At 62.5% G+C, this 22,288-nt stretch carries 20 protein-coding genes; 18 read left to right on the forward strand and 2 right to left on the reverse strand.

Going from position 1 to position 22,288, the window contains the following annotated elements; translation table 11 throughout:
• From ACP7D4_RS11640 to ACP7D4_RS11695, 12 genes are all read left to right on the forward strand, one after another.
• A complete protein-coding gene (locus tag ACP7D4_RS11640) occupies positions 1–2,454 on the forward strand; it encodes a beta-galactosidase (protein ID WP_426209229.1) in 2,454 nt (817 codons plus the stop codon).
• Positions 2,451–3,272, forward strand: coding sequence for an SMP-30/gluconolactonase/LRE family protein (locus ACP7D4_RS11645; RefSeq protein ID WP_426209231.1), 822 nt, complete (start codon positions 2,451–2,453; stop codon positions 3,270–3,272). The genes ACP7D4_RS11640 and ACP7D4_RS11645 overlap by 4 nt, the downstream gene beginning before the upstream one ends.
• A gap of 43 nt (positions 3,273–3,315) precedes the next feature.
• Positions 3,316–4,305, forward strand: coding sequence for an arabinose ABC transporter substrate-binding protein (locus ACP7D4_RS11650; RefSeq protein WP_426107757.1), 990 nt, complete (start codon positions 3,316–3,318; stop codon positions 4,303–4,305).
• A gap of 6 nt (positions 4,306–4,311) precedes the next feature.
• On the forward strand, positions 4,312–5,823 hold the full coding sequence (gene araG, locus ACP7D4_RS11655) for an L-arabinose ABC transporter ATP-binding protein AraG (protein WP_426209233.1): 1,512 nt from the start codon (positions 4,312–4,314) through the stop codon (positions 5,821–5,823).
• Positions 5,820–6,818: an L-arabinose ABC transporter permease AraH gene (araH, locus tag ACP7D4_RS11660; RefSeq protein ID WP_426209235.1), complete on the forward strand. Its 999-nt coding sequence runs from the start codon at positions 5,820–5,822 to the stop codon at positions 6,816–6,818. Before araG ends, araH begins: the two co-directional genes overlap by 4 nt.
• Positions 6,819–6,856: 38 nt before the next feature.
• A complete protein-coding gene (locus tag ACP7D4_RS11665; RefSeq protein WP_426209237.1) occupies positions 6,857–7,810 on the forward strand; it encodes a LysR substrate-binding domain-containing protein in 954 nt (317 codons plus the stop codon).
• A gap of 456 nt (positions 7,811–8,266) precedes the next feature.
• Positions 8,267–10,825 carry a TonB-dependent receptor gene (locus tag ACP7D4_RS11670; protein WP_426107761.1) on the forward strand — a complete coding sequence of 853 codons (2,559 nt, stop codon included), beginning with the start codon at positions 8,267–8,269 and terminating at the stop codon, positions 10,823–10,825.
• Positions 10,822–11,703 (forward strand): 2-dehydro-3-deoxygalactonokinase, encoded by an 882-nt coding sequence (locus tag ACP7D4_RS11675; protein WP_426107762.1) that lies wholly within the window; start codon positions 10,822–10,824, stop codon positions 11,701–11,703. Before ACP7D4_RS11670 ends, ACP7D4_RS11675 begins: the two co-directional genes overlap by 4 nt.
• Before the next feature lie 3 nt (positions 11,704–11,706).
• Positions 11,707–12,327: a 2-dehydro-3-deoxy-6-phosphogalactonate aldolase gene (locus ACP7D4_RS11680; RefSeq protein ID WP_426209239.1), complete on the forward strand. Its 621-nt coding sequence runs from the start codon at positions 11,707–11,709 to the stop codon at positions 12,325–12,327.
• A 47-nt stretch (positions 12,328–12,374) separates the two neighbouring features.
• The gene (locus ACP7D4_RS11685) at positions 12,375–13,139 is read left to right on the forward strand and encodes an SDR family NAD(P)-dependent oxidoreductase (protein WP_426107764.1); all 765 of its coding nucleotides are present in this window, start codon (positions 12,375–12,377) and stop codon (positions 13,137–13,139) included.
• Positions 13,140–13,228: 89 nt separating this feature from the next.
• Entirely contained in the window at positions 13,229–13,663 is a 435-nt protein-coding gene (locus ACP7D4_RS11690) for a 4-fold beta flower protein (protein ID WP_426107765.1), read from the forward strand.
• 128 nt (positions 13,664–13,791) lie between these two features.
• Complete coding sequence (locus ACP7D4_RS11695; RefSeq protein WP_426209241.1) at positions 13,792–16,314, forward strand: ATP-binding protein; 2,523 nt, start codon at positions 13,792–13,794, stop codon at positions 16,312–16,314.
• A 37-nt stretch (positions 16,315–16,351) separates the two neighbouring features.
• Here ACP7D4_RS11695 and ACP7D4_RS11700 read toward each other — a convergent pair whose 3' ends face one another.
• Positions 16,352–16,585 carry a hypothetical protein gene (locus tag ACP7D4_RS11700; protein WP_426107767.1) on the reverse strand — a complete coding sequence of 78 codons (234 nt, stop codon included), beginning with the start codon at positions 16,583–16,585 and terminating at the stop codon, positions 16,352–16,354.
• Between the two features lie 213 nt (positions 16,586–16,798).
• Here ACP7D4_RS11700 and ACP7D4_RS11705 point away from each other — a divergent pair, with 213 nt between their 5' ends.
• The 5 genes from ACP7D4_RS11705 (at position 16,799) to modC (ending at position 20,279) form a co-directional block, all read left to right on the forward strand.
• The gene (locus ACP7D4_RS11705) at positions 16,799–17,344 is read left to right on the forward strand and encodes a fasciclin domain-containing protein (protein WP_426107773.1); all 546 of its coding nucleotides are present in this window, start codon (positions 16,799–16,801) and stop codon (positions 17,342–17,344) included.
• A gap of 130 nt (positions 17,345–17,474) precedes the next feature.
• Entirely contained in the window at positions 17,475–18,284 is an 810-nt protein-coding gene (locus ACP7D4_RS11710; RefSeq protein WP_426209242.1) for a glutaminyl-peptide cyclotransferase, read from the forward strand.
• Between the two features lie 3 nt (positions 18,285–18,287).
• Positions 18,288–18,500 carry a hypothetical protein gene (locus ACP7D4_RS11715; protein WP_426107769.1) on the forward strand — a complete coding sequence of 71 codons (213 nt, stop codon included), beginning with the start codon at positions 18,288–18,290 and terminating at the stop codon, positions 18,498–18,500.
• 13 nt (positions 18,501–18,513) lie between these two features.
• Positions 18,514–19,188 (forward strand): molybdate ABC transporter permease subunit, encoded by a 675-nt coding sequence (gene modB, locus ACP7D4_RS11720; RefSeq protein WP_426209244.1) that lies wholly within the window; start codon positions 18,514–18,516, stop codon positions 19,186–19,188.
• A complete protein-coding gene (modC, locus tag ACP7D4_RS11725; RefSeq protein ID WP_426209246.1) occupies positions 19,185–20,279 on the forward strand; it encodes a molybdenum ABC transporter ATP-binding protein in 1,095 nt (364 codons plus the stop codon). The genes modB and modC overlap by 4 nt, the downstream gene beginning before the upstream one ends.
• Before the next feature lie 11 nt (positions 20,280–20,290).
• Here the strand turns inward: modC and modA are convergent, their stop codons facing one another.
• Positions 20,291–21,034, reverse strand: coding sequence for a molybdate ABC transporter substrate-binding protein (modA, locus tag ACP7D4_RS11730; protein WP_426209248.1), 744 nt, complete (start codon positions 21,032–21,034; stop codon positions 20,291–20,293).
• Between the two features lie 352 nt (positions 21,035–21,386).
• Here modA and ACP7D4_RS11735 point away from each other — a divergent pair, with 352 nt between their 5' ends.
• Complete coding sequence (locus tag ACP7D4_RS11735; RefSeq protein WP_426209249.1) at positions 21,387–22,208, forward strand: hypothetical protein; 822 nt, start codon at positions 21,387–21,389, stop codon at positions 22,206–22,208.
• Positions 22,209–22,288 lie beyond the last annotated feature (80 nt).

The following is a 22,288-nucleotide window of genomic DNA, read 5'->3' on the forward strand; positions in this document are numbered from 1 at the left end:
ATGCACCCACCTATCAAAAAACTGCCGCTGTTACTATCGTTAGCCCTGTCGTTGCCCTTGTCGCTGCACGGCGAAACGCTGCACATCGACGCCAGCGCACCTGCCAAGACGCCGCTGGAAAACCAGCTGCGCATGGGCACTGCGGTGTCGCCGTCGGGCGAACGCCTGGGCGTGAACAGCCAGTACCTGACCCGCAACGGCAAGCCATGGATGCCGGTAATGGGCGAATTTCATTACAGCCGCACGCCAGCGGCCGAGTGGGACGGCGAACTGCGCAAGATGAAGGCGGCCGGCATCGATGTGGTGGCCACCTACGTGATGTGGAACCACCACGAAGAAACCGAAGGCAAGTTCGACTGGAAAGGGCAGCGCGACCTGCGCCGCTTCGTCCAGCTGGCTGCCAAGGCGGGGCTCGATGTGATGGTGCGCGTGGGGCCTTGGGTGCACGCTGAAGTGCGCTACGGCGGCATTCCCGACTGGGTCGTGAACGCGATGCCGACCCGGCGCGACGATCCGCAATACCTGCAGCGCGTCGAGCGCCTCTATACCCAGATTGGCCAGCAGCTCAAGGGCCTGCTGTTCAAGGACGGCGGGCGCGTGATCGGCGTGCAGATCGAGAACGAATACAACAACAATGGCGCAGGCGAGGGCGCCGGCCACATTAACACGCTCAAGCGCCTGGCAGTCAAGGCCGGCATGGACGTGCCGCTGTACACCGTCACCGGCTGGGACCAGACAGTCTATCCGTCGGGTGAAGTGACTCCCGTCTTTGGCGGCTACCCCGACGAGCCGTGGGCCACCAGCACCAAGGAACTCAAGCCGAAGGAAACCTACGCCTTTCGCTTCGACACCCGTGTTTCGGGCGACCTGGGCGCGCAAACGCGCGCGGCCAGCCGCGGCACCGCTGAAACCGACATGGCCACCACGCCGTTTTTGGGCGCAGAATACGGGGCCGGCCTGCCGTTCATGTACCGCCGCCGCACCGTAGTCTCGCCCGACGACATTGCCTCGATGCTGCCGGTGCAGCTGGGCTCGGGCGTGAACCTGGTCGGCTACTACATGTTCCACGGCGGGCGCAATCCCATGGGCTTGACGTCGCTTGAAGAGAGCACCCTCTCGGGCGGCTACAACGACACGCCGATGATCAGCTATGACTTCCAGGCCCCGCTCGGACCGGATGGACAGGCGCGTCCCGTACTGTCCTACCTGCGTCCGTTCCACCTGTTCATGCGCGATTTTGGCGAGCGCCTGGCGCCCATGACGGTACGCAAGCCGGACGTTGCGCCGGCCAGCCCGGAAGACTTGACCACGCCGCGCTTTTCGCTGCGCAGCAAGGATAGCAGCGCCTTCCTGTTTGTGAACAACCACGTGCGCCAGTATCCGATGCCGGCCCAAAAAGACGTGCGCTTTGCCGTCAAGCTGCCGGGCGAAAGCCTGACCTTCCCGCGCAAGGGCGTGGACGTCGCTGACGGCAGTTACTTCATCTGGCCAGTCAATATGGACCTGGACGGCACGCGCCTGTCGTATGCCACGGCGCAGCCGATTGCACGGCTCGACAACGGCAAGGCCGGCATCACCTATGTGTTTGGCGCTGCCGCCGGCATTCCGGTGGAACTGGCGTTCGACGCCGGTGCGGCGGCCTCGCTGCAGTTGCTGAGCTCCGGCGCCAAAGTCGTGCAGGCCGACGGCAAGGCCATCGTCGAAGGCATCGTGCCCGGCACCGGCGTGGCGCTGTCGATTCAGCGGCCCGGCGCGCGCCCAGTCACGCTGCTGGTACTGACGGCGCAGCAGGCACGCGAAGTGTCGGTGGGCGAACTAGCCGGCCAGCGCCGCCTGGTACTGACGGCGCAGCAAAGCTGGTTCAACGATGGCAAGCTCGAACTGCGCGCCGACGGCAATCCGGACCTGGCGTTTGCGGTCTACCCGGCGCTGCCTGGCAAACCCAAGGCCAATGCTGCGCTGACCGAGTCGCTGGACGGCGTATTCCAGTCGTTTGCCGCCAAACTGCCCGCGCAAAAAATCGAGGCGACCATCACCCAGGTGCGCGCAGCGCGTGCGGTGCGCGCCGTGACCATCGGCGGTCTGGCCAATGCAGCATTGCAGCCGATGCCCGAAGCGTTTGGCGCGGCCGCCGCATGGACCATCACGATTCCCGAAGCGCAGCGCAAGGCCAACCCGGAGGCGCTGATCGAACTTGATTTTGTCGGCGATATCGGGCGCCTGTTCAACGGTACCCGCATGCTGGACGATTGGTATTACAGTGGCTACGGCTGGAAGTACCCGGTGCGCCATGCAGGCCAGGGGCCGCTCACCTTGTCGGTGTTGCCACTGCGCGCCGATGCGCCGATCTACTTGCCAAAAGAAGGGCGGCCCGATTTTGGCGCCAACAAGCAGTTGGCGCAACTGCGCGGCGTCAAGGTTACGCCGGTGTATCGGCTCAGCGTGCGGCCATGAAGCAGCCCGGCCGCAGTCTGCGCTGGGACGCCGCCGGCAGCCGCTGGTGGTGGTCGAACAGTGATGCGGCGGCGCTGCACGCCTGGTCGGAAACGGAGCAGGCAACCATGACGTGCAAGCTGCCTGACCGCGCCGGCCTGATTGCGCACTGCAGTTCGGGGCGCCTGCTGGTGGGCCTGCCCAAGCGGCTGTGCCTGGCCGGACCGGCCGACCCGCAGCGCGGCGCCATCCAGCTCAAGGTGCAGGCGCTGGTGGCGGTGGACGCGGCCGAACCGCGCACGGGCATCAGCGACGGTTGCGTTGACCGCCACGGCTTCCTGGTGTTCGGGACCGCCAACGCCAGCGAAGACCGGCGTCCGATCGGCAGCTTTTACCAGTATTCGGGCCAGCACGGCTTGCGCAGGCTGGCGCTGCCGGCGGTGGCCGAAGCGAGCGGGATCTGTTTTTCAGGCGACGGCGCACGGATGTTCTTCGCCGACGCAGGCGGCGACGCCATCCTGTGCTGCGACTACGATGCCGGGCGCGCCAGCGTGTCACGCATCGGGATCTTTGCGCAGCTGGAGAAGGGCGCCACGGCGCGCGGCTCCGTGGTCGACCAGGAGGGTTGCCTGTGGAACGCCCAGGCCGGGCAGGTAGTCCAGTATGACAAGGGCGGCAAGGTCGTGCGCCGCATCGCCATTGACTGCGCCACCCCCGCATTTGGGGGCGCAAGGCTGGACCAGCTGATGGCAGCCGGGCCGGCGGGACTGGTACCGCTGCCGGTGAAGGCAAGCGGCCACGCAGAAGCACTGTTCGACGATCAGCATTTACATAATTAGCTACTTAGTTAGCTACACAGATACGCAAACTCAGGAGACAAACATGAAACGACGCCCAATCATCGCCTCACTGGCAGCTGCCACCCTCGCCCTGTGCACCTTCGGCTGCGCGCAAGCGTCGGACCCGGTCAAGATCGGCTTTCTGGTCAAGCAGGCCGAGGAACCGTGGTTCCAGGACGAGTGGCGCTACGCCGAACAGGCCGCCAAGGAAAAGGGCTTCACGCTGGTCAAGATCGGCATCCCGAACGGCGAAAAAATGATCGCCGCGATCGACAACCTGGCTGCGCAAAAAGTGCAGGGCTTTGTCATCTGCGCACCCGACGTCAAGCTGGGCAAGGCGGTCGAACGCGCCGCCAAGCGCAACAACATGAAGGTCATCTCGGTCGACGACCGCCTGATCGACGGCTCCGGCTCACCCGTGGCGTCCATTCCGCACATGGGTATTTCCGGCTACGAGATCGGCAAGCAGGTGGGCCTGGGGCTGGCCTCGGAAATGAAGGCGCGCGGCTGGAAGCCGGAAGAAGTGGGCATGCTGCGCGTGGCATACGACCAGCTGCCAACCGGCCATGAGCGCACTATGGGCGCGATTGATGCCTTGAAAGCTGCCGGCTACCCGGCCGCCAACGTAGTCGACGCGCCGCAGTCCAAGACCGATACCGAGTCGGCCTTTAACGCCGCCAATATCGCTTTTACCAAGCAGCCGCGCTTCAAGAAGTGGGTGGCGGTTGGCCTGAACGATGAAGCGGTGCTGGGCGCGGTGCGCGCCGCCGAAGGGCGCGGCATGCGCGCCGACGCCATGATCGGGATTGGCATCGGCGGCAGCAAGACGGCGCTCAATGAATTCACCAAGCCGCAGCCGACCGGCTTTTTTGGCACCGTGATGATCAGCCCCAAGCGCCACGGTTATGAAACCGCGGCCAATATGTACACCTGGATCACCACCAACAAGGCCCCGCCGGCAGTCACGCTGACGGCCGGCACCTTGATGACCCGCGCCAACCAGGCGCAGGTGCGCGCCCAGAACGGTCTGTGAGTCGCCATGTCCGCCTATCTTCAATTTGACAATGTCTCGAAACACTTCCCCGGCGTGATTGCGCTGGGCGGGGTGAGCTTCGAGGCCCATGCCGGCACGGTGCATGGCCTCCTGGGTGAAAACGGCGCCGGCAAGTCGACGCTGCTCAAGATCCTGGGCGGGCAGTACCGTCCGGACGGCGGACGCCTGCTGCTGGGCGGCCAGCCGGTCGCCTTTGGTTCGGCCAGCGACGCCATCGCCGCCGGCGTGGCCGTGATTCACCAGGAATTGCAGTACGTGCCCGAACTGACGGTGGCCGAAAATATCCTGCTTGGGCGCTTGCCAACACGATACGGTTTTGTCGATAAGAGTGCCGCAAACCGTATCGTATCCGAGCGCCTCGCGCTGCTCGGCGTCGACCTTGATCCCCAAGCACGCCTGGTCGACTTGTCGATCGCGCAGCGCCAGATGGTCGAAATTTGCAAGGCGGTCATGCAGGACGCGCAAGTGATCGCCTTCGACGAGCCGACCAGCAGCCTGTCGCACCGTGAAACCGATATCCTGTTTCGGATCGTGCGCGACCTGCGCGCCGACGGACGCACGCTGATCTACATTTCGCACCGGCTTGAAGAGCTGTATGCGCTGTGCGACGCCTGCACGATTTTCCGCGACGGACGCCGCGTGGTCACGCATCCGGTCATGGCCGACGTGCCGCGCGAGCGCCTGATCAGCGACATGGTCGGACGCGAGCTGTCCGACATTTACGACTACCGCGAGCGCGAGCACGGGGTCGAGCGCCTGCAGATCAAGGGCATGGCGCCTGACTGCGACTTTACTGTGCGCGCCGGCGAAGTGCTGGGCTTTTTTGGCCTGGTGGGCGCCGGGCGCAGCGAATTGATGCGCCAGCTGTACGGCGCCGACAAGCGCACCCCCGGCACCGTGCTGCTGGACGGCCAGCCGGTACCGCACCACGGGCCATCGAGCGCGATTGCCGCCGGCATCGTGCTGTGCCCGGAAGACCGCAAGGAGCAGGGCATTCTGGCGCAAGCGTCGGTGTCCGAGAACATCAACATCAGCGTGCGCCGGCTGGATCTGATGGGTGGCATGTTCCTGCGCCACCGGCGCGAAGCGGAGCTGGCCGATGAATTCATCAAGCGCTTGCGCATCAAGACCCCCAGCCGCGAGCAGGAAATCCGCCTGCTTTCGGGCGGCAACCAGCAAAAGGTGATTCTTGCGCGCTGGCTGGCCGAGCCGGATCTGAAGGTGCTGATCCTGGACGAGCCGACCCGCGGCATCGACGTCGGCGCCAAGAACGACATTTACCGCATCATCCACGAAGTGGCCGCGCGCGGCTGCTGCGTGATCGTGGTATCGAGCGAACTGCCCGAAGTGCTGGGCATCGCCGACCGCGTGGCCGTGATGCGCGAGGGACGCATCGCCGGCGTGCTTGCGCGCGCCGACGCCAATGAAACCTCGGTGCTGCGCCTGGCGCTGCCCGATTCCACACCCAATGACACCACCGCCCGGAGAACAGCATGAGCACCATTGAAGTCACCTCGCAGCCAGCCGCAGCGCCAGCTGGCCGCGATCGCACCCGCACCCGGGCCCTGCTGGTCGAGCACAGCATGACGATCGCGTACGTCGTGCTGTTCGCCGTCCTTGCCGCCACGGTCCAGAACTTTGCCTCGGTGGCCAACATCGTCGGTCTGATGCTGTCGGTGGCGCAGATTGGCATGGTTGCCTGCACCATGATGCTGTGCCTGGCCTCGCGCGACTTTGACCTGTCGGTCGGTTCGACCATCGCCTTTGCCGGCGTGCTCGGGGCCATCGTCCTGGAACGCACCGGCAGCGTGACGTTGGCGGTGTTGGCGGGCCTGGGTTCCGGCGCGCTGATCGGCGCCGGCAACGGCGTGCTGATTGCCTACCTGCGCGTGAACGCCCTGATCGCCACCTTGGCCACCATGCTGATGGTGCGCGGCCTAGCCTTTATCGCTTCGCACGGCCAGGCGGTGGGCATCAACAGCGACGCCTTTATCGACTTTGGCGACGCCCGCATTGGCGGCTTGCCGTTGCCGGTGCTGGTGGCCGGCGCCTGCTTCCTGGTGTTTGGCGTGCTGCTCAATCACACCGTCTTTGGACGCAATACGCTGGCCATCGGCGGCAATCCGGAAGCGGCGCGCCTGGCGGGCGTGAAGGTGGAAAAACTGCGGGTCTGGATCTTTTTGCTGCAAGGCCTGGTCACCGGCCTGGCCGGCTTGATCCTGGCCTCGCGCATCACCAGCGGCCAGCCGAATGCAGCGCAAGGGTTCGAACTGGACGTGATTTCGGCCTGCGTGCTGGGCGGGGTGTCGCTGCAGGGCGGCAAGGCGCGCATTTTCGGGGTCCTGATCGGTGTATTGATCATGGGGACGGTTGAAAACGTGATGAACCTGATGGACGTCGATGCGTTCTACCAGTACTTGATGCGCGGCGTGATTTTGCTGGCGGCGGTGCTACTCGACCAGTTGAAAACGCGCGGCGAACGCCGCTCGTAACGCTGGTATCATGTAATGTCGACTTTTAGTTAGTGCATATGCCCGATCCACGTTCCGACCGCTTCGTCCGCTCGCACCTGAAAACGCGCCACCTGGTGCTGCTGGTCGAACTTGGGCGGCATGGATCGATCATGCACGCAGCGCAAGCTGCCAACCTGACGCAACCGGCGGCGTCCAAGCTGCTGGCCGAACTGGAACACGCGCTCGGCGTGCAGTTGTTCGAGCGCCTGCCGCGCGGCGTGGCGCCCACCTGGTACGGCCAGGTGCTGATCCGGCGCGCCGGCGCGGCGCTGGCCGAGATGGATGCGGCGCACCAGGAAGTGATGGAGCTGCTCTCGGGCCTGCGCGGCCGGGTCGACGTGGGCTGCGTGCTCACGCCAGGGGCCAGCCTGGTGCCGGAAGCGGTCAACCTGCTCAAGACGCGCCAGCCGCGCGTGCTGGTGTCGATCTCGGTCGATACCAGCAAACTGCTGGTGCAGCGCCTGCGGGCGGGCGAACTCGATGTGGTGGTGGGGCGCATTCTGGACACGGAAGCTGCCGGCGAACTGACGTTCGAACCGGTGACCGACGAGCCGCACAGTCTGATCGTGCGCGCCGGCCATCCGCTGGCCGGACGGACCGATCTGACGCTGGCCGAGCTGGTGCTGCAGGGCTGGATCTTGCCGCCCACGGGCAGCATCTTGCGCGACCGCCTGACGGCGATGTTTTTATCGCAAGGCTTGGAGCCGCCGGCAGAAACGGTGGAGACGCTGGCCTTGCCGGTAATCGCCAATCTGTTGGTCGGCAGCAACATGGTGGTTGCTTTACCACAGGAACTTGTTGCTCCTCATCTACAAAACGGCATTTTAGAAGTATTGCCTTTTGATTTGGGTTTGCGGATGGACATGTACGGCATTATCACGCGCCGGCATCATCAATTGTCGCCCGGGGCCGAAGCCATGCTTGCCAGCTTGCGCGAAGTGACCGCACAGCGCTACCCCACCAAGCGCTGAAAAAAACCTCTGCACCGCGTCCTCGCTCAGGACGGTGTTGAAAAACGCTTTGCGCCGCTTTGACAGCGCAAACATCAAGATATTTCCCAGTTTGAACACCAAAACAACGTCGTCCCCGCGTGCGCGAGGACGATGTGTGGTTTTGGTTTTCGAGGCCGCAACTGCCGCAATTTTTCGATCGCCAGTTGCTCCTGGAACGCTTTCCAACACCCTCCGTGGGTTTCCGCCTGCGCGCGAATGACCTCGCTAAAAAATTTTCAAATTTATATTCTTATTACCAAGAGTCAATTTCTACTTTATAAACGATGTAAAAGATATATACGATTTTCGCATACATCGCGCGAAATATTCTATTGGAATGATATTGCTGAATTCCGTAGGATTCATCCCATGCCGCAGATTGAGAACGAACAACAAGTTCTGCGCATTCTGACTTATAAAAATACAGGAGACACCATGGAACAGAAAAAACTCAGCTGGATGATTGCAAGCCTTTTCACGCTGCCTGCAGTCGGCGCTAACGCCTTTGCCCAGCAGGCTCCGGCCCCCGCCGCCGAGCCGGTTCAAACGATCACCGTCTCCGGCATCCGCGCCTCGGTGCGCAATGCGCTGGCGGTCAAGGAAGCGTCGAACAGCATGGTCGAGGTGATCGCCTCCGAAGACATCGGCAAGCTGCCTGACACCACGATTGCCGAATCGCTGGCGCGCCTGCCTGGCCTGTCGGCCGGACTGGACCGCGGCAACGCCAGCCAGGTGGTCTCGCGCGGCCTGGGCCCGCGCTTCATCGGCGCCACCTTGAACGGGCGTGAGCTGGCCACGTCCGAACCGGACCGCGCAGTGCGCTTCGAGCAGTTCCCGTCCGAGTCGATCTCCGGGGCCACCATCTACAAGACGCAGTCGGCCGAACTGGTCGAAGGCGGCATCGCCACCACGATCGACCTGCAAACGGTCTCGCCGCTCAAGTTCAGCAAGCGCATGGCCTCGTTCAAGGCGGACGCGCTGTACTACGAACTGGCCAAGGACATTCCCGGCGCGAAGAAATTCGCACCGCGCCTGGGCGGCATTTATGTCGACCAGTTCGCCGACAAAACCGTCGGCGTGGCGCTTGCGGCCAGCTACCAGAACCAGCCGTCGGTGCAAAAGCTGTTCAAGCACTACGGCTTCAATACCTACAACCCGAGCGGCGTGGCCAACAACGCCAAGGCGCCATGGGGCTTTGAAGACGGCGTCAAGCGCGGCACCAACGAGCGCGCCAGCGTGCTGGGCAAAGTGGAATGGAAAGCCAGCCCGAATGCTTTCCTGAGCTCGGACATTTACTATTCCAAGTCCGACATTCGCGAACCTGAACTGTCGCACTGGAGCGGCGACACCGGCAGCTGGGAAGGCAGCAAGGCGGCCGACTACAGCAACCCGGTCGTCAAGGATGGCTACATCGTTGGCGCCACCGTGCGCAACGTGGGCTTGACGACCAATGATTCACTGTGGACCCAGGACATGAATACCCTGGCCGGCGGCGTCAACGGCAAGTTCAACGTGGGCGACTGGAAACTTGAAACCGACCTGTTCACCTCCAAGTCGGAGCGCGAAAGCCAGTGGCGCAACCTGCGTCAGTTCAGCAAAAACGGCGCCACCGTCAATTTTCTGAACCCGGGCGACGGCAAGTTTTCGTACAACTGGGGCCAGGACACCGGCAATCCGGCCAACTTCGGCAATGCCGAACTGCACATTTCCAACTACGAGCACCTGCGCGACCGCTTGAGCGGCATGCACCTGAATGCGGCGCGCAGCGTTGACTTTGGCTATGTCAGCAAGATCAAGGTTGGCCTGCGCGCCACCGATCGCACCAAGAGCTTCGAGCAAGCTTACTGGGATTTCGCCGGCAAGACCATTCCCGGTTCGGCCTTTGAAGCAGTACCGGTCGATGGCCTGTCGACGTTCCTGGGCGTGAAAGACTGGACCAACACGGTGCTGAGCACCTTCGGCGGCAATGCTTTCAATCCGGATGGCCGCTCGCGTGACCAGCTGGCCGGCTGGACCGTCAAGGAGCGCAACACGGCCGCCTACGTCCAGGGCGACCTGGAAGGCGAGCTGATGGGTTACAGCTTCCGCGGCAATACCGGCGTGCGCTTTGTGCGCACCAGCCAGGTGGGCGAGGGCGCGCAATCGCTCAACGGCACCGTCTCGCCAACCAGCGTCAAGTCGAGCTACTCCGAAGTGCTGCCAAGCCTGAACCTGATTTTTAATCTGGACGCCAAGCAAGAGCACCAGCTGCGCTTTTCGGTGGCCCGCGCCATGGCCCGCGCCCCGGTGGACGACATGCGCGGTTCGCGCAACCTGAGCCTCGATACGCTCACCCCGAACCGGCCTTTGACGGGCAGCACCGGCAATCCTGAACTGAAACCCATGATGTCGAACCAGGTCGACCTGGCCTACCAATGGTACTTCGGCAAGGGTTCGCTGCTGTCGGGCGGCGTGTTCTACAAGGATCTGTCGCGCTACATCGGCATTGCCACCGTCAACACCACCATCGACGGCCGTCCTGCGGTGATCTCGCGTCCGGTGAACGGCGACGGCGGCGGCGTGCGCGGTGCGGAAGTGATTTACCAGCAGCTGTTTGCCAACGGCATCGGACTGTCGGCCAACTATTCGTACAGCACCAGCGGCATCGAGGAAACGTACAATGGCTTGAAAATGCCACTGGAAGGCTTGATGAAGCATAACGGCGGCCTGACCGTCTGGTACGAAAAAGATGGTTACGAAGCGCGCCTGTCGGCCAACTACCACAGCCCGTACACCCGCATTGCCGGCTGGGATGGCGTAATGCAGCAAAACGAAGCCGAAACCTATGTGTCGATGAACTTTGCCAAGCAGCTGACGCCGCAACTGCAACTGCGCTTTGGTATGGACAATATCACCAACCAGAAGTCGATCTACACCAGCAACAATATCGCGTATCAGCAAGAAGTACGCGAGTTCGGCCGCCGCTTTAACCTGGGACTGTCGTTCAAATTATGATCGAAGGCTCCTTACTGCTTGGTATTGACTGGGGCACCAGCAACCGTCGCGCGTACTTGATGCACCGCGACGGGCGCTGCCTGGCCCAGCATGCGGACGGTTACGGGATGCTGGCAGTGGGCGGCGCGTTTGCCGCCTCGCTGGCGGCGCTGCGCGAAGACATGTCGGTGGGGCTTGACGTGCCCACCGTCATGTCGGGCATGGTCGGTTCGGCCAGCGGCTGGCAAGAAGTGCCGTACCTGGACACTGCCGTGCCGCTGGCCGCGCTGGCCCAGCATCTGGTGGCGGTGAATGGTTACCCTGATTGCCTGATCGTGCCCGGGTATTGCGACCGCAAGGCAGGCGTTGACGTGATGCGCGGCGAGGAAGCGCAGTTGCTGGGCGCGCTTGCCCTGGGCGTGACGGATGGCTGGGTCGTGTTGCCGGGGACCCACAGCAAGTGGGTCAAGCTGCAGGACGGTCAAGTGGAGAGCCTGGCGACCTACATGACGGGCGAATTGTTTGCCATGCTGTCGGCCGGCGGAACGCTGGCGGCCCTGATGGCGCCGGGCGAGGACGATGAAGCAGCGTTCGCGGCCGGCATGCAGGAAGCGCAGCTTGGCAAGCCGCTCAGTCATACGCTGTTTGGCGTGCGCGCGCGCGTCGTCGCCAAGGACATGCCGGCGGCCAAGGCGCGCTCGTTTGTCAGCGGTCTACTGATCGGCGCCGAGTTTGCCGCGGCGCACCAGCAGCAGGGCAGCGTCATTCATATTATTGCATCGCACGCCTTGAGCAGCCGTTACGCCAGCGCCGCAGCGCATTTTGGCATGGCCGCGCGCGTGCTCGACCCGGACGAGGTGTACCGGGCCGCACTGGGTCGTTTTTTTAAACAAGGTTAAGCCATGAATGTTGAACAATTTAGTCCACCGTTGGTCGCCATTTTGCGCGGCCTATCGCCGCAAGACGCGGCAGCGGCGGGCGCTGCGCTGTTTGGCGCCGGCTTTCGCTTGCTGGAAGTGCCGCTGAACCGTCCGGGTGCGCTCGAATCGATCGCCATTTTGGCGGGCATGGCGTCGGCCGGCGCGATCGTCGGTGGCGGGACCATGCTCAGCGTGGCCGACGTGGAGGCGGTGCATGCCGCTGGCGGGCGCTTGATGGTGGCGCCGAACGCCAACCCGGCCGTCATCGCCCGTGGCGCTGAGCTCGGCATGCTGTGCGCACCCGGGGTGGCCACGCCGACCGAGGGGTTTGCGGCACTGGCTGCAGGCGCGCATGCGCTTAAGATTTTTCCGGCTGAAATGGTCGGCGTGGCGGGGCTGAAGGCGATGAAAACCGTGCTGCCTGCGGGCACGCCGCTATGGCCCGTCGGCGGCGTCACGCCGGGTTCGCTGGGTACGTGGCTGGCGGCGGGCGCCACCGGTTTTGGCATCGGGGGAAATCTGTATACTCCCGGTATCGATAATGATGAGCTCGCCAGGCGGGCGGTCGAATACATCGACGCCTTCCATGCTGCCGTAGCATAAAAAAGCCATGTAGTTGTGGCGCGAATAACAATAAACAGGATCACACAATGGAATTTGCCAATTACCCCAGCCTGGCCGGCAAGGCCGTGTTCGTCACGGGCGGCGGCTCTGGCATTGGCGCCGACATCGTTGCCGCCTTTGCCCGCCAAGGCGCGCGCGTCGCCTTTGCCGACCGCGACGTCGCCTCGTCGAACGCGCTGCTCGGCTCGCTAGAAGGCAGCGTGCCGCACACACCCATGTTCCTCGCCTGCGACCTGTCCGACATGAGCGCCCTGCGCGCCAGCGTTACCCAGGCAGCCGAGCACTGCGGCGACTTCGACATTCTGGTCAACAACACGGCCAACGATGAACGCCATGATTTCCTGGACGTGAGTCCCGAATATTTTGACGCCAAGCTCAACATCAACCTGAAAGTGGCGTTCTTCGCCGCCCAGGCGGTGCTGCAGGGCATGCAGCGGCGCGGCGGCGGCTCGATCATCAACCTCGGCTCGACCGGCTGGAAAAACAAGGTGGCCGGCTACCCGGTCTACGCCACCAGCAAGTCGGCCATCAATGGCCTCACGCGCAGCCTGGCGCGCGAGTACGGCAAGGACAATATTCGCGTCAATACGCTCACGCCCGGCTGGGTCATGACGTCGCGCCAGCTCGACAAGTGGGTTGATCCGGCGGGCGAACGGGCGATGGATGAAAACCAGTGCCTGCCGGGGCGCATCGTGGGCGCGGACGTGGCCAGCATGGCCTTGTTTCTGGGCGCGCAAGACAGCCGCATGATGACGGCCCAGGAGTTCGTCGTCGACGCCGGTTGGACTTAAACAACAGTTGGGTCAACCGTGCGCATGGTGACAAATTTTACACGTTATGATTTGTCTATCGGCGTCACACGCGCAAGCACGGGGGCATCTTGGCAAGCTGGGTAATTGACGACGCAGGTTGTGCGGGCGCCATTCTCGATGAGTTTTGCCTGCGTAATCTGGCCGGGCACAATGTCGGCTGGGTGTTTGGCCTGAGCGTGTTTTCGCTGGCGGGCGAGCATATCGGCTGGTATGAGGACGGCCTGTTCTACGATATTGAGAACAATGTCCTCGGCTTCATTCCTGGCGCCAAGGGCGTGGTGCCGGAACGTCCGGAACCGTGCCCGCCGTCCGCCTTGCCCGCATTTAGCAAGCGTCCGTGCGTGCCGGCCCTGCGCGGGCGCACGCCGCGCCCGCTTGGTACCGGCTGGTCTGGCGCCAGTCTTGACGCTTACCTGGCCGCTGCTGGCGCGCCCGCCGTGATTTGCGCAGCGATGCCTCCCCATGCCCGCCTTGACGGGCGCGCTTGCCCGGGAAGTTTGTAGCGAAGAGACATTTTCTTCGCTTTGACAAACTCTGCGCGATGTGCGCAAACACCAATGTTATGATGCTTCGTGCAGTCGCCCGTGCCTGAGCGCCGGTGATGTCATTGCAACTTCCAATGGGGACGCCCGTGACGCAAGCGAACTTCAATTTTTTGTCGAATGGCGGCGAGCTGGGCGAGCTGATGCGCGCAAAGGCGTGGCACGCCAGCCCGCTGGGTCCCACGGCGCAATGGCCGGCGCTGCTCAAGAGCACGATCCGCCTGATCCTCAATTCCCGCCATCCCATGTTCCTGTGGTGGGGCCCGGACCTGATCCAGTTCTACAACGACGCCTACCGCCACACCATGGGCGCCGAACGCCATCCGCAAGCGCTGGGCGCGCCGGGGCGGCAGTGCTGGGAAGAAATCTGGCCCATCATCGGCCCCCAGATCGAACTCGTCATGGCGGGGCAGGGCTCCACCTGGAATGAAGACCAGCTCGTTCCCGTCACGCGCCACGGTCGCCGCGAAGATGTCTGGTGGACCTATGGCCACAGCCCCATCGAAGACCAGGACGGCGTGCAGGGCGTGCTGGTGGTGTGCAACGACGTCACCCAGCAGCATCGCGCCAAGGCCGAACTGGAACAAATGAACCGCGCGCTGGTCGAACAGATACGCCAGCGCGAACTGGCGCAAGAACACGAGGCGATCCAGACGGCGCAGCGCTTGCAGGCCGAGCACAATCTGCATGCCCAGCGCGAGGCGGAAGGCGAGCGCTTGCGCGTGCTGTTCGAGCAGGCGCATGGCTTCATGTGCATTTTGCGCGGCCCCAACCACGTGTTCGAGTTTGCCAACGCCGCTTATCTGCGCCTGGTCGGCGCGCGCGACCTGGTCGGCAAGAGCGTGCGCGAAGCCTTGCCCAATATCGCAGGCCAGGGCGTGTACGAGTTGCTCGACCAGGTGTACAGCTCTGGTGAAGCGTACAAGGCGGCGGACTTGCAATCGAACCTGCGGCGCGCGCCAGGCGCGGCGCCGGAGTATGCTTACCTGGATTTTGTATACCAGCCGATTCACATCGGCGGGCAAGTGAGCGGCATCTTTGTGCAGGGCTACGACGCCACCGAGCGCACCATGGCGCGCCAGGCGCTGCAGCGCAGCGAGCTGCGCCTGCGCGAAGGCATGAAGGCGGCTGGCATGGCGATCTGGGACTGGGACCTGGCCACCGACCAGGTCACGTTTTCCGACAATGCGCCCGAGCTGTTCGGCGCCACCTGGGGCAGCATGCCGGAGGTGTGGCGCGCCATGGTGCCGGAAGACCTGTGCAACCTGGAACACGAACGCCAGGCGGCGATTGCCTGCATTGGCAGTTACGGTGACATCGTGCGCATGGTGCGCCCGGACAACGGACAACTGGTCTGGCTGCAAGTGCGCGCCACCGTGGTGGCCGACGCGCACGGTAAGCCGACTTGCATCCGCGGCGTATCGATCGACATCAGCGCCCGCAAGCGCGCCGAGGAATCGCTGCGCGAAGTAAGCCGCCACAAAGATGAGTTTTTGGCGATGCTCTCGCACGAGTTGCGCAATCCGCTGGCGCCAATCCGCTCGGCCGCGCACCTGTTGGGCATGGCGCCGGACAATGTCGCGCGGGTCAAGCAATCGAGCATCATTATTGAACGCCAGGTCAACCACATGACTAGCCTGATCAACGACTTGCTCGACGTTTCGCGCGTGAATACCGGTCTGGTCACGCTCGACAAGCAAGTGATTGACATCCACCAGGTGGTTATCGAGTCGCTTGAACAAACCCAGCCGTTGATGAACGAGCGCAACCATTTGCTCAAGGTGCAAGCGCCGGCTGAAGGACAGGTCAGCGTGCTGGGCGACCGCAAGCGGCTGGTGCAGGTGCTGACCAACCTGCTGCACAATTCCGCCAAGTACACGCCGCCCGGCGGGCAAATTACGCTGACGGTAAGCCACCACGCGGGCATGGTCGAGCTGCACGTGAGCGACAACGGCATTGGCGTAGACGCCGAGCTGATGCCGCATATTTTTGAACTGTTCACCCAGGAAAAGCGCTCGTCGGACCGCGCCCAGGGCGGGCTGGGACTGGGCCTGGCGCTGGTGCGTAGCCTGGTGTTGCTGCATGGTGGCCACGTGACGGTAGCGAGCGAAGGGCCGGGCCAGGGCGCCACGTTCTCGGTCTACCTGCAGCGCCACCAGCAGCGCGCGGCCGCCAGCGTGGACGCGCCGGGCCTGTTGCGCGAGCCGGGCGCGGCGCTGCGGCTGATGGTGGTGGACGACAACAAGGATGCGGCGCGCGCGATGGCCATGCTGCTCGAACTGGAAGGTCACACGGTGACGGTGGAGCATGAACCGCAGCGCGCACTAGAGACCGCAGCGCAGTTTTGTCCGGACGTATGTCTGCTCGACATCGGCCTGCCCGGCATGGACGGCTACGAGCTGGCGCGCCGCCTGCGCGGCAGCGGGCCGACGGCGGCGGCGACCTTGATCGCCCTGACGGGTTACGGCAACAAGTACGGGCGCGAAACGTCGGTATCGGCCGGTTTTGATTTTTACTTCGTCAAGCCGGCCAGGACGGACGAGTTGATCGCCGTTCTGGCCGGCATTCATCCGGCAAGGTTGCCGGAACGGCGCTTGCAGCAGCGCGCCTGAAGCGCGCCGCTGGCATCGCGCTTGCTGCGCGCCGTCGCTATTGCGCGCTTTGGCTCAGCGCCAAGGCAATGACGTCGCGCGTGATGCGGGCCGCCTCGCGGTTTGCGTGCCGCTCCAGCACGGCTTCTTGCATGACCTCGTTCGTGATGCCCCGCAGCACCAGGAAGCGCTGCGCCACGTTGTCGCCAAATGCCACCTTCAGGCGCATTTTTTCATCGGCGCTGATGGCGCCCATGTCGAGCTGCTCTTCAATGAAATCGACTTCGTCCATGATTGTTCCCCCCTGCGTTTGACTGTACGCCGTGACCCGGTCCATTGTTTGCGCTAGGTCATGCGCGACTGCAAGTTCGCGAGCGGCGTTGTTTCCCATGAACAAATTGAGTGCAATCGTTGTATTGACAAAATTGTTTGAATCCAGGGCGCCCAGGGCCGCGTATATGGATGAGTAGTTCTCTTCCATCACTCAAAAGGAAACATCATGCGCATGCTCAAATCCTCGCTTTTGCTCGCCGCCGTACTGGCCACCTCCAACGCTGCCTGGGCAGCTGACGTCATGGTCGGCGGCCAGGCCATGATGGCCAGCAAGGACATCGTCGACAATGCCGTCAACTCGGCCGACCACACCACGCTGGTCGCCGCCGTCAAGGCCGCAGGCCTGGTCGAGACGCTCAAGGGCAAGGGTCCATTCACCGTGTTCGCGCCGACCAATGCGGCATTTGCCAAACTGCCAGCCGGCACCGTCGAGACACTGGTCAAGCCGGAAAGCAAGGGCACGCTGACCAAGATCCTGACCTACCATGTCGTCCCGGGAAAATATGATTTCATGGCGCTCAGCGCAGCCATCAAGAAAGGCCACGGCAAAGCGATGCTGGCAACAGCAAACGGCGCCAAGCTGAGCTTTGCCATGAACGGCATGCACAACATCACGGTCATGGATGACAGCGGCCACAGCGCCAACATCAGCACCTACGATGTCTATCAGTCGAACGGCGTGATCAACGTCATCGACACGGTGCTGATGCCGAAGTAATCGCCGCTCGCCAGCGAGCACCCGCCGCATCCACAGGAGCGGCGGGTTTTTGCGTCTGGCCCGGCAGCGCCCCGCAATACGCTATGATGGCGGCTGTGGATGGCAGCTGCCATCGGACTTGAGGATCCACATGAAGATTCGTGTTGCCAGCACGGTTGCGAGCGTATTCGCCAGTACTTTGCTTGCTTGGAATATGGCCCAGGCCGCCGTTCCGGTGTATACCTTCGTTGTCAAGAATACCTACCCGCATGACCCGCAAGCGTTCACGCAGGGGCTATTCTTCAAAGACGGCTTTTTGTACGAAAGCACGGGCATGCAGGGGCGCTCGTCGTTGCGCAAGGTCGAGCTGACGACGGGCAGGGTGCTGCAAAAGCAGGCCTTGGCGCCCGAACTGTTTGGCGAAGGCATTGCCGAAGTCGATGGCGCGATCGTCGGACTGACCTGGACGTCGCAAATCGGGCTGGTGTTTGACGCCAAGACGTTCAAGGAAAAAAAGCGCTTCAGCTATACCGGCGAAGGCTGGGGACTGGCCAGCGGCGGGCAGTACGCGTACATGAGCGACGGGACGGCCTCGATCCGCGTGCTCGACCGCAAGCTCAAGGAAGTGCGCCGCTTTGACGTCACCGTCGATGGCGCGCCGCTGACGCGCCTGAACGAACTGGAATGGGTCGAAGGCCAGTTGTTTGCCAACGTCTGGGGCACCGACATGATCGCGCGAATCGATCCGGCCAGCGGCAAGGTGGTGGGCTGGATCGTGCTGACCAAGCTGCTCGAGCCGGCACAGCGCGGCACCAATTCGGTCGATGCGGTACTGAACGGAATTGCTTACGACAGCAAGCAAAAGCGCCTGTTTGTGACCGGAAAATTATGGCCCAAATTGTTCGAAATCGAACTGGTCGAAGTTCGCCAGGGTGCCCAGCAAACGAACCTGCGCCAATGATCCATGGATAACTTACTCCAAGAAATGCTGTTCTGCGAAACGCTGCTCGCCTGCGAGTCCAGCGGTTGCCGCGCCATGTTCGAACCCGACGAACCGGCGCATGAGCCGATGGACGCCTGGTCCACGAGGGCGGCCGCGCAGGCTGTGGCTGCCGGCTGGTCGATCGGGCGTACCGGACTGGTGAAGTGCCCGGCGTGCATGGCTGCGCCAGCGTAGCAGCACTTCTTACATGCTCACTCCCGAAGACCTGGGCGCCGTCTGGCTAACGCTGAAGCTGGCAACGGTGGTCACCGTGCTGCTGTTGCTGATCGGGACGCCCGTTGCCTGGTGGCTGGCGCAAACCCGTTCGCGCATGAAAAGCGTGGTGGGGGCCGTCGTTGCCTTGCCGCTGGTGCTGCCGCCATCCGTGCTGGGTTTTTACCTGTTGGTGACGATGGGTCCGCACGGTCCCATCGGCCAGGCGACGCAAGCGTTGGGCATTGGCTTGTTGCCATTTACCTTTGCTGGCCTGGTGATCGGTTCGGTCCTGTATTCGATGCCGTTTGTCATCCAACCGCTGCAAAATGCGTTCGAAGCGATCGGCCCGCGTCCGCTGGAGGTGGCCGCCACCTTGCGCGCCAGTCCGCTCGATACCTTTTTTTCGGTGGTGCTGCCGCTTGCCAAGCCGGGTTTCATTACGGCGGCCACGCTCGGGTTTGCCCATACGATTGGCGAGTTCGGCGTTGTGCTGATGATTGGCGGGAACATCCCCGACAAGACGCGCGTCGTATCGGTGCAAATTTATGACCACGTGGAAGCGCTGGAATATACGCAGGCGCACTGGCTGGCCGGCGGCATGCTGGCTTTCAGCTTCGTGATCCTGCTGCTTTTGTACACGTTTAACCCTGCGCGAAAACTCCAGTGAGCCAGCTTCCACCCATCCGCGCCAGCTTCGATATTCGCCGCGAAGGCTTTGCCATGCAAGTGCGCCTGGAATTGCCCGGACGCGGCGTAACGGCGCTGTTTGGCCATTCCGGCTCCGGCAAGACCACGCTGTTGCGCGCCATCGCCGGTCTCGACCGGCACCCCGGCGCCCACGTGGAAGTCAATGGCCAGACCTGGCAGGACAGCGCCGGCAAACTGTTTGTTCCAACGCACCGGCGCTCGCTGGGCTACGTGTTCCAAGAGGCAAGTCTGTTTGCGCACTTGAGCGTGCGCGGCAATCTCGATTTTGCCCGCACACGCGCCGGCGCGGCTGACGGCGCCAAGGTCATGGCGCATGCGCTGGCGCTGCTGGGCATTGAACATTTGCTGGAGCGGCGCACCACGGCGTTGTCGGGCGGCGAACGCCAGCGCGTGGCGATCGCCAGGGCGCTATTGACCGGCCCGCAACTGTTGCTGATGGATGAACCGCTGGCCTCGCTCGACGGCAAGCGCAAGGAAGAAGTGCTGCCTTACCTGGAGCGCATCCACGAGGAGCTGGCGATACCGATGCTGTATGTCAGCCATTCGGCTGAGGAGGTGGCGCGCCTGGCCGACCATGTTGTGCTGCTCGACGCCGGCCAGGTGCTCGCCAGCGGCAACGCCGCCGAAACGCTGGCCCGGCTGGACTTGTCGATGTCGCTGGCGGACGACGCCGGCGTGCTGGTTGATGGCGTGGTGGACAGTTTCGATGCGCACTATAGCCTGCTGCACCTGCAAGCGGCGGGCGGGGTGATCCGCGTCGCGGCCAAGGCGCTGCCGCCCGGCGCCAGGCTGCGCCTGCGCATCCTGGCGCGCGATGTCAGTTTGGCCTTGTCGGCGCCGGCCGACAGTTCGATCCTGAACCAGTTGCGCGTGACTGTTGTTGCTGAATGGCCGGCCAACGACGCGGCGCACGTCATCATCAAGCTTGACGCGGGCGGCACCGCGCTGTTGGCGCGCATCACGCGCCGCTCGCGCGACCATCTTCACTTGGAACCAGGCAAGACTGTGTGGGCGCAAGTAAAGGCCGCCGCGCTGTTGCCGATGCGCTGAGCCGGTTCGACTTACAGCGCGTAACCATAAGAGCGGATGACCGCTCTTGCTTTGTCGCCCTTTAAATACTTGACGAAAGCATCGACGGCGCGCTTGCCCTTGCCGGGCAACAGCACGACTGCATCCTGGCGGATTGGCGTGTACATGGCGGCGGGAACGACCCAGGCTGATCCGGACTTGAGCTTGCCGCCTTCAAACACCTGCGACATCGCGACAAAACCCAGGGGCGCCGCGCCCGACACGACGAATTGATGTGTCTGGGCGATATTTTCGCCTTGCACCAGTTTTGGCTCCAGCGCGCTGTACAGGTCGAGTTTTTGCAGTACTTCCACCGCTGCTGCGCCGTAGGGCGCCAGTTTTGGGTTCGCGATGGAAAGATGCGTGAAAGTGCCGTTCTTTAGCACCGCGCCTTTGTCGTCCACCAGCGCTGGAAGCGCGCTCCACAAGACCAGCTTGCCAATGGCGTAGGTGAAACGGGTATGTGGCACGGCCGTGCCTTCCTTTTCCAGCCTGGCCGGTGTTTCATCGTCGGCCGCGAGCAGGATGTCGAATGGGGCGCCGTGCTGGATTTGCGCGTAGAACTTGCCGGTAGAACCGAAGGAGGTAAGCACTTTGTGGCCAGTTTCCTGTTCGAACAAGGCGGCGATGTCTTTCATGGGGGCAGTGAAGTTGGCGGCAACAGCCACTTGCACGTCGTCCGCATGGGCGAGATGGGAGACGGAAAAGGCCAGCAGCAAGGAGATAAGACGCAGCATGAGAAATTCCAATAAACAAAACTTGATAAGGGCGAATTGCCTTGGTAGCACCGGAATTCACGGGCTACCTTGGTTCGTGGGATAGACCTCACTGTAGTGCTACATTCTATTCGGAACAAACACAATTGCGCTTTCCGGCAAGGCACCGTTGACTACGACTATGGCGGTGCTGGCAGGCAGGCCGCACTGATTCGAACTCGTTGCGTTCCAACGTTTGCAAGGTGCGCGCAAAATTTTAATTTAAAGATAATTTTGCAGTTTGGAAATTTATACATTAGACTTCGGTCAAGTTTATTTTTGTTCATCTTCGTACGCATCATTCCGTTCTCAGCTGCCACTCTGCAAGGATTTCATGTTTCCAATTTCAAAGCGTTTTGTTCCGCTTAAGTGTCAAGGCATCGCAGCGCGATTTCCAATCGTATTGCTTTTGGCAACCCTTGCAATGGGTATGGGTATCAATGCCACTGCTGCAGTGCCAGGGACAGGCTACGAACAAGCCGCGCAAATACATGCGCCAAATGCTGTTGCAAGCATCGGCGTTGACTTGTTTGGTGACACAGTCAACCTGTACACCGGCCGCCTGTCGTTTGTGCAGACGGACGTGTCCTTAAAAGGCAACAATGCTCTTGAAGTTGCCGCATCACGTCGATTTGTGCCTGCGACATCGGTCTACGACAAGAAGGGCAGGTTTGGGCGCTGGGAGCTGGAACTGCCGCAAATGCACGGCATTTTTAATATGGCTAAATCGTATGGAACGCCAACGATTTTCAGTTGCGCGCAATTCTCTGATCCTGCCCACGTCAAAGCTGCCGGCACCTTTGCCAACTCCGTAGATTTCTGGCTAGGGAACCACCTGTACATTCCTGGGCATGGCGACCAAGAATTGCTGAGCCGCGATCCGTCCAATTCTGCAGCGCCTGGTCCGGTTGCCGATTATCCGCTCGTCACTAGCGCTTCGTGGAACGTTAGCTGCCTTAAATCGCTGGCCAATGGTGCGCCTGAAGGGTTTCTCGCAACGTCGCCAACGGGCGTTAAATACCGGTTTGATCGTGTAACTACATATGATCAATACCAGATACGAGTGGAAGCCGGGATTCACGTCCGTTATTCTACGTTTCATGAGGTGCAAATACTGGGCGTTCTCAAAGACCAAGTGCAACACCTTCTGCTGTAAGGTGCCGCCATGGCAAAAATCTACAAACATCTGACTACTCAAGAGCGCGCCGTCGTCATGACCATGCGCGCCGACCAATG

The organism is Massilia sp. TWP1-3-3, from assembly GCF_049897805.1.
GTDB lineage: Bacteria > Pseudomonadota > Gammaproteobacteria > Burkholderiales > Burkholderiaceae_D > Telluria_A.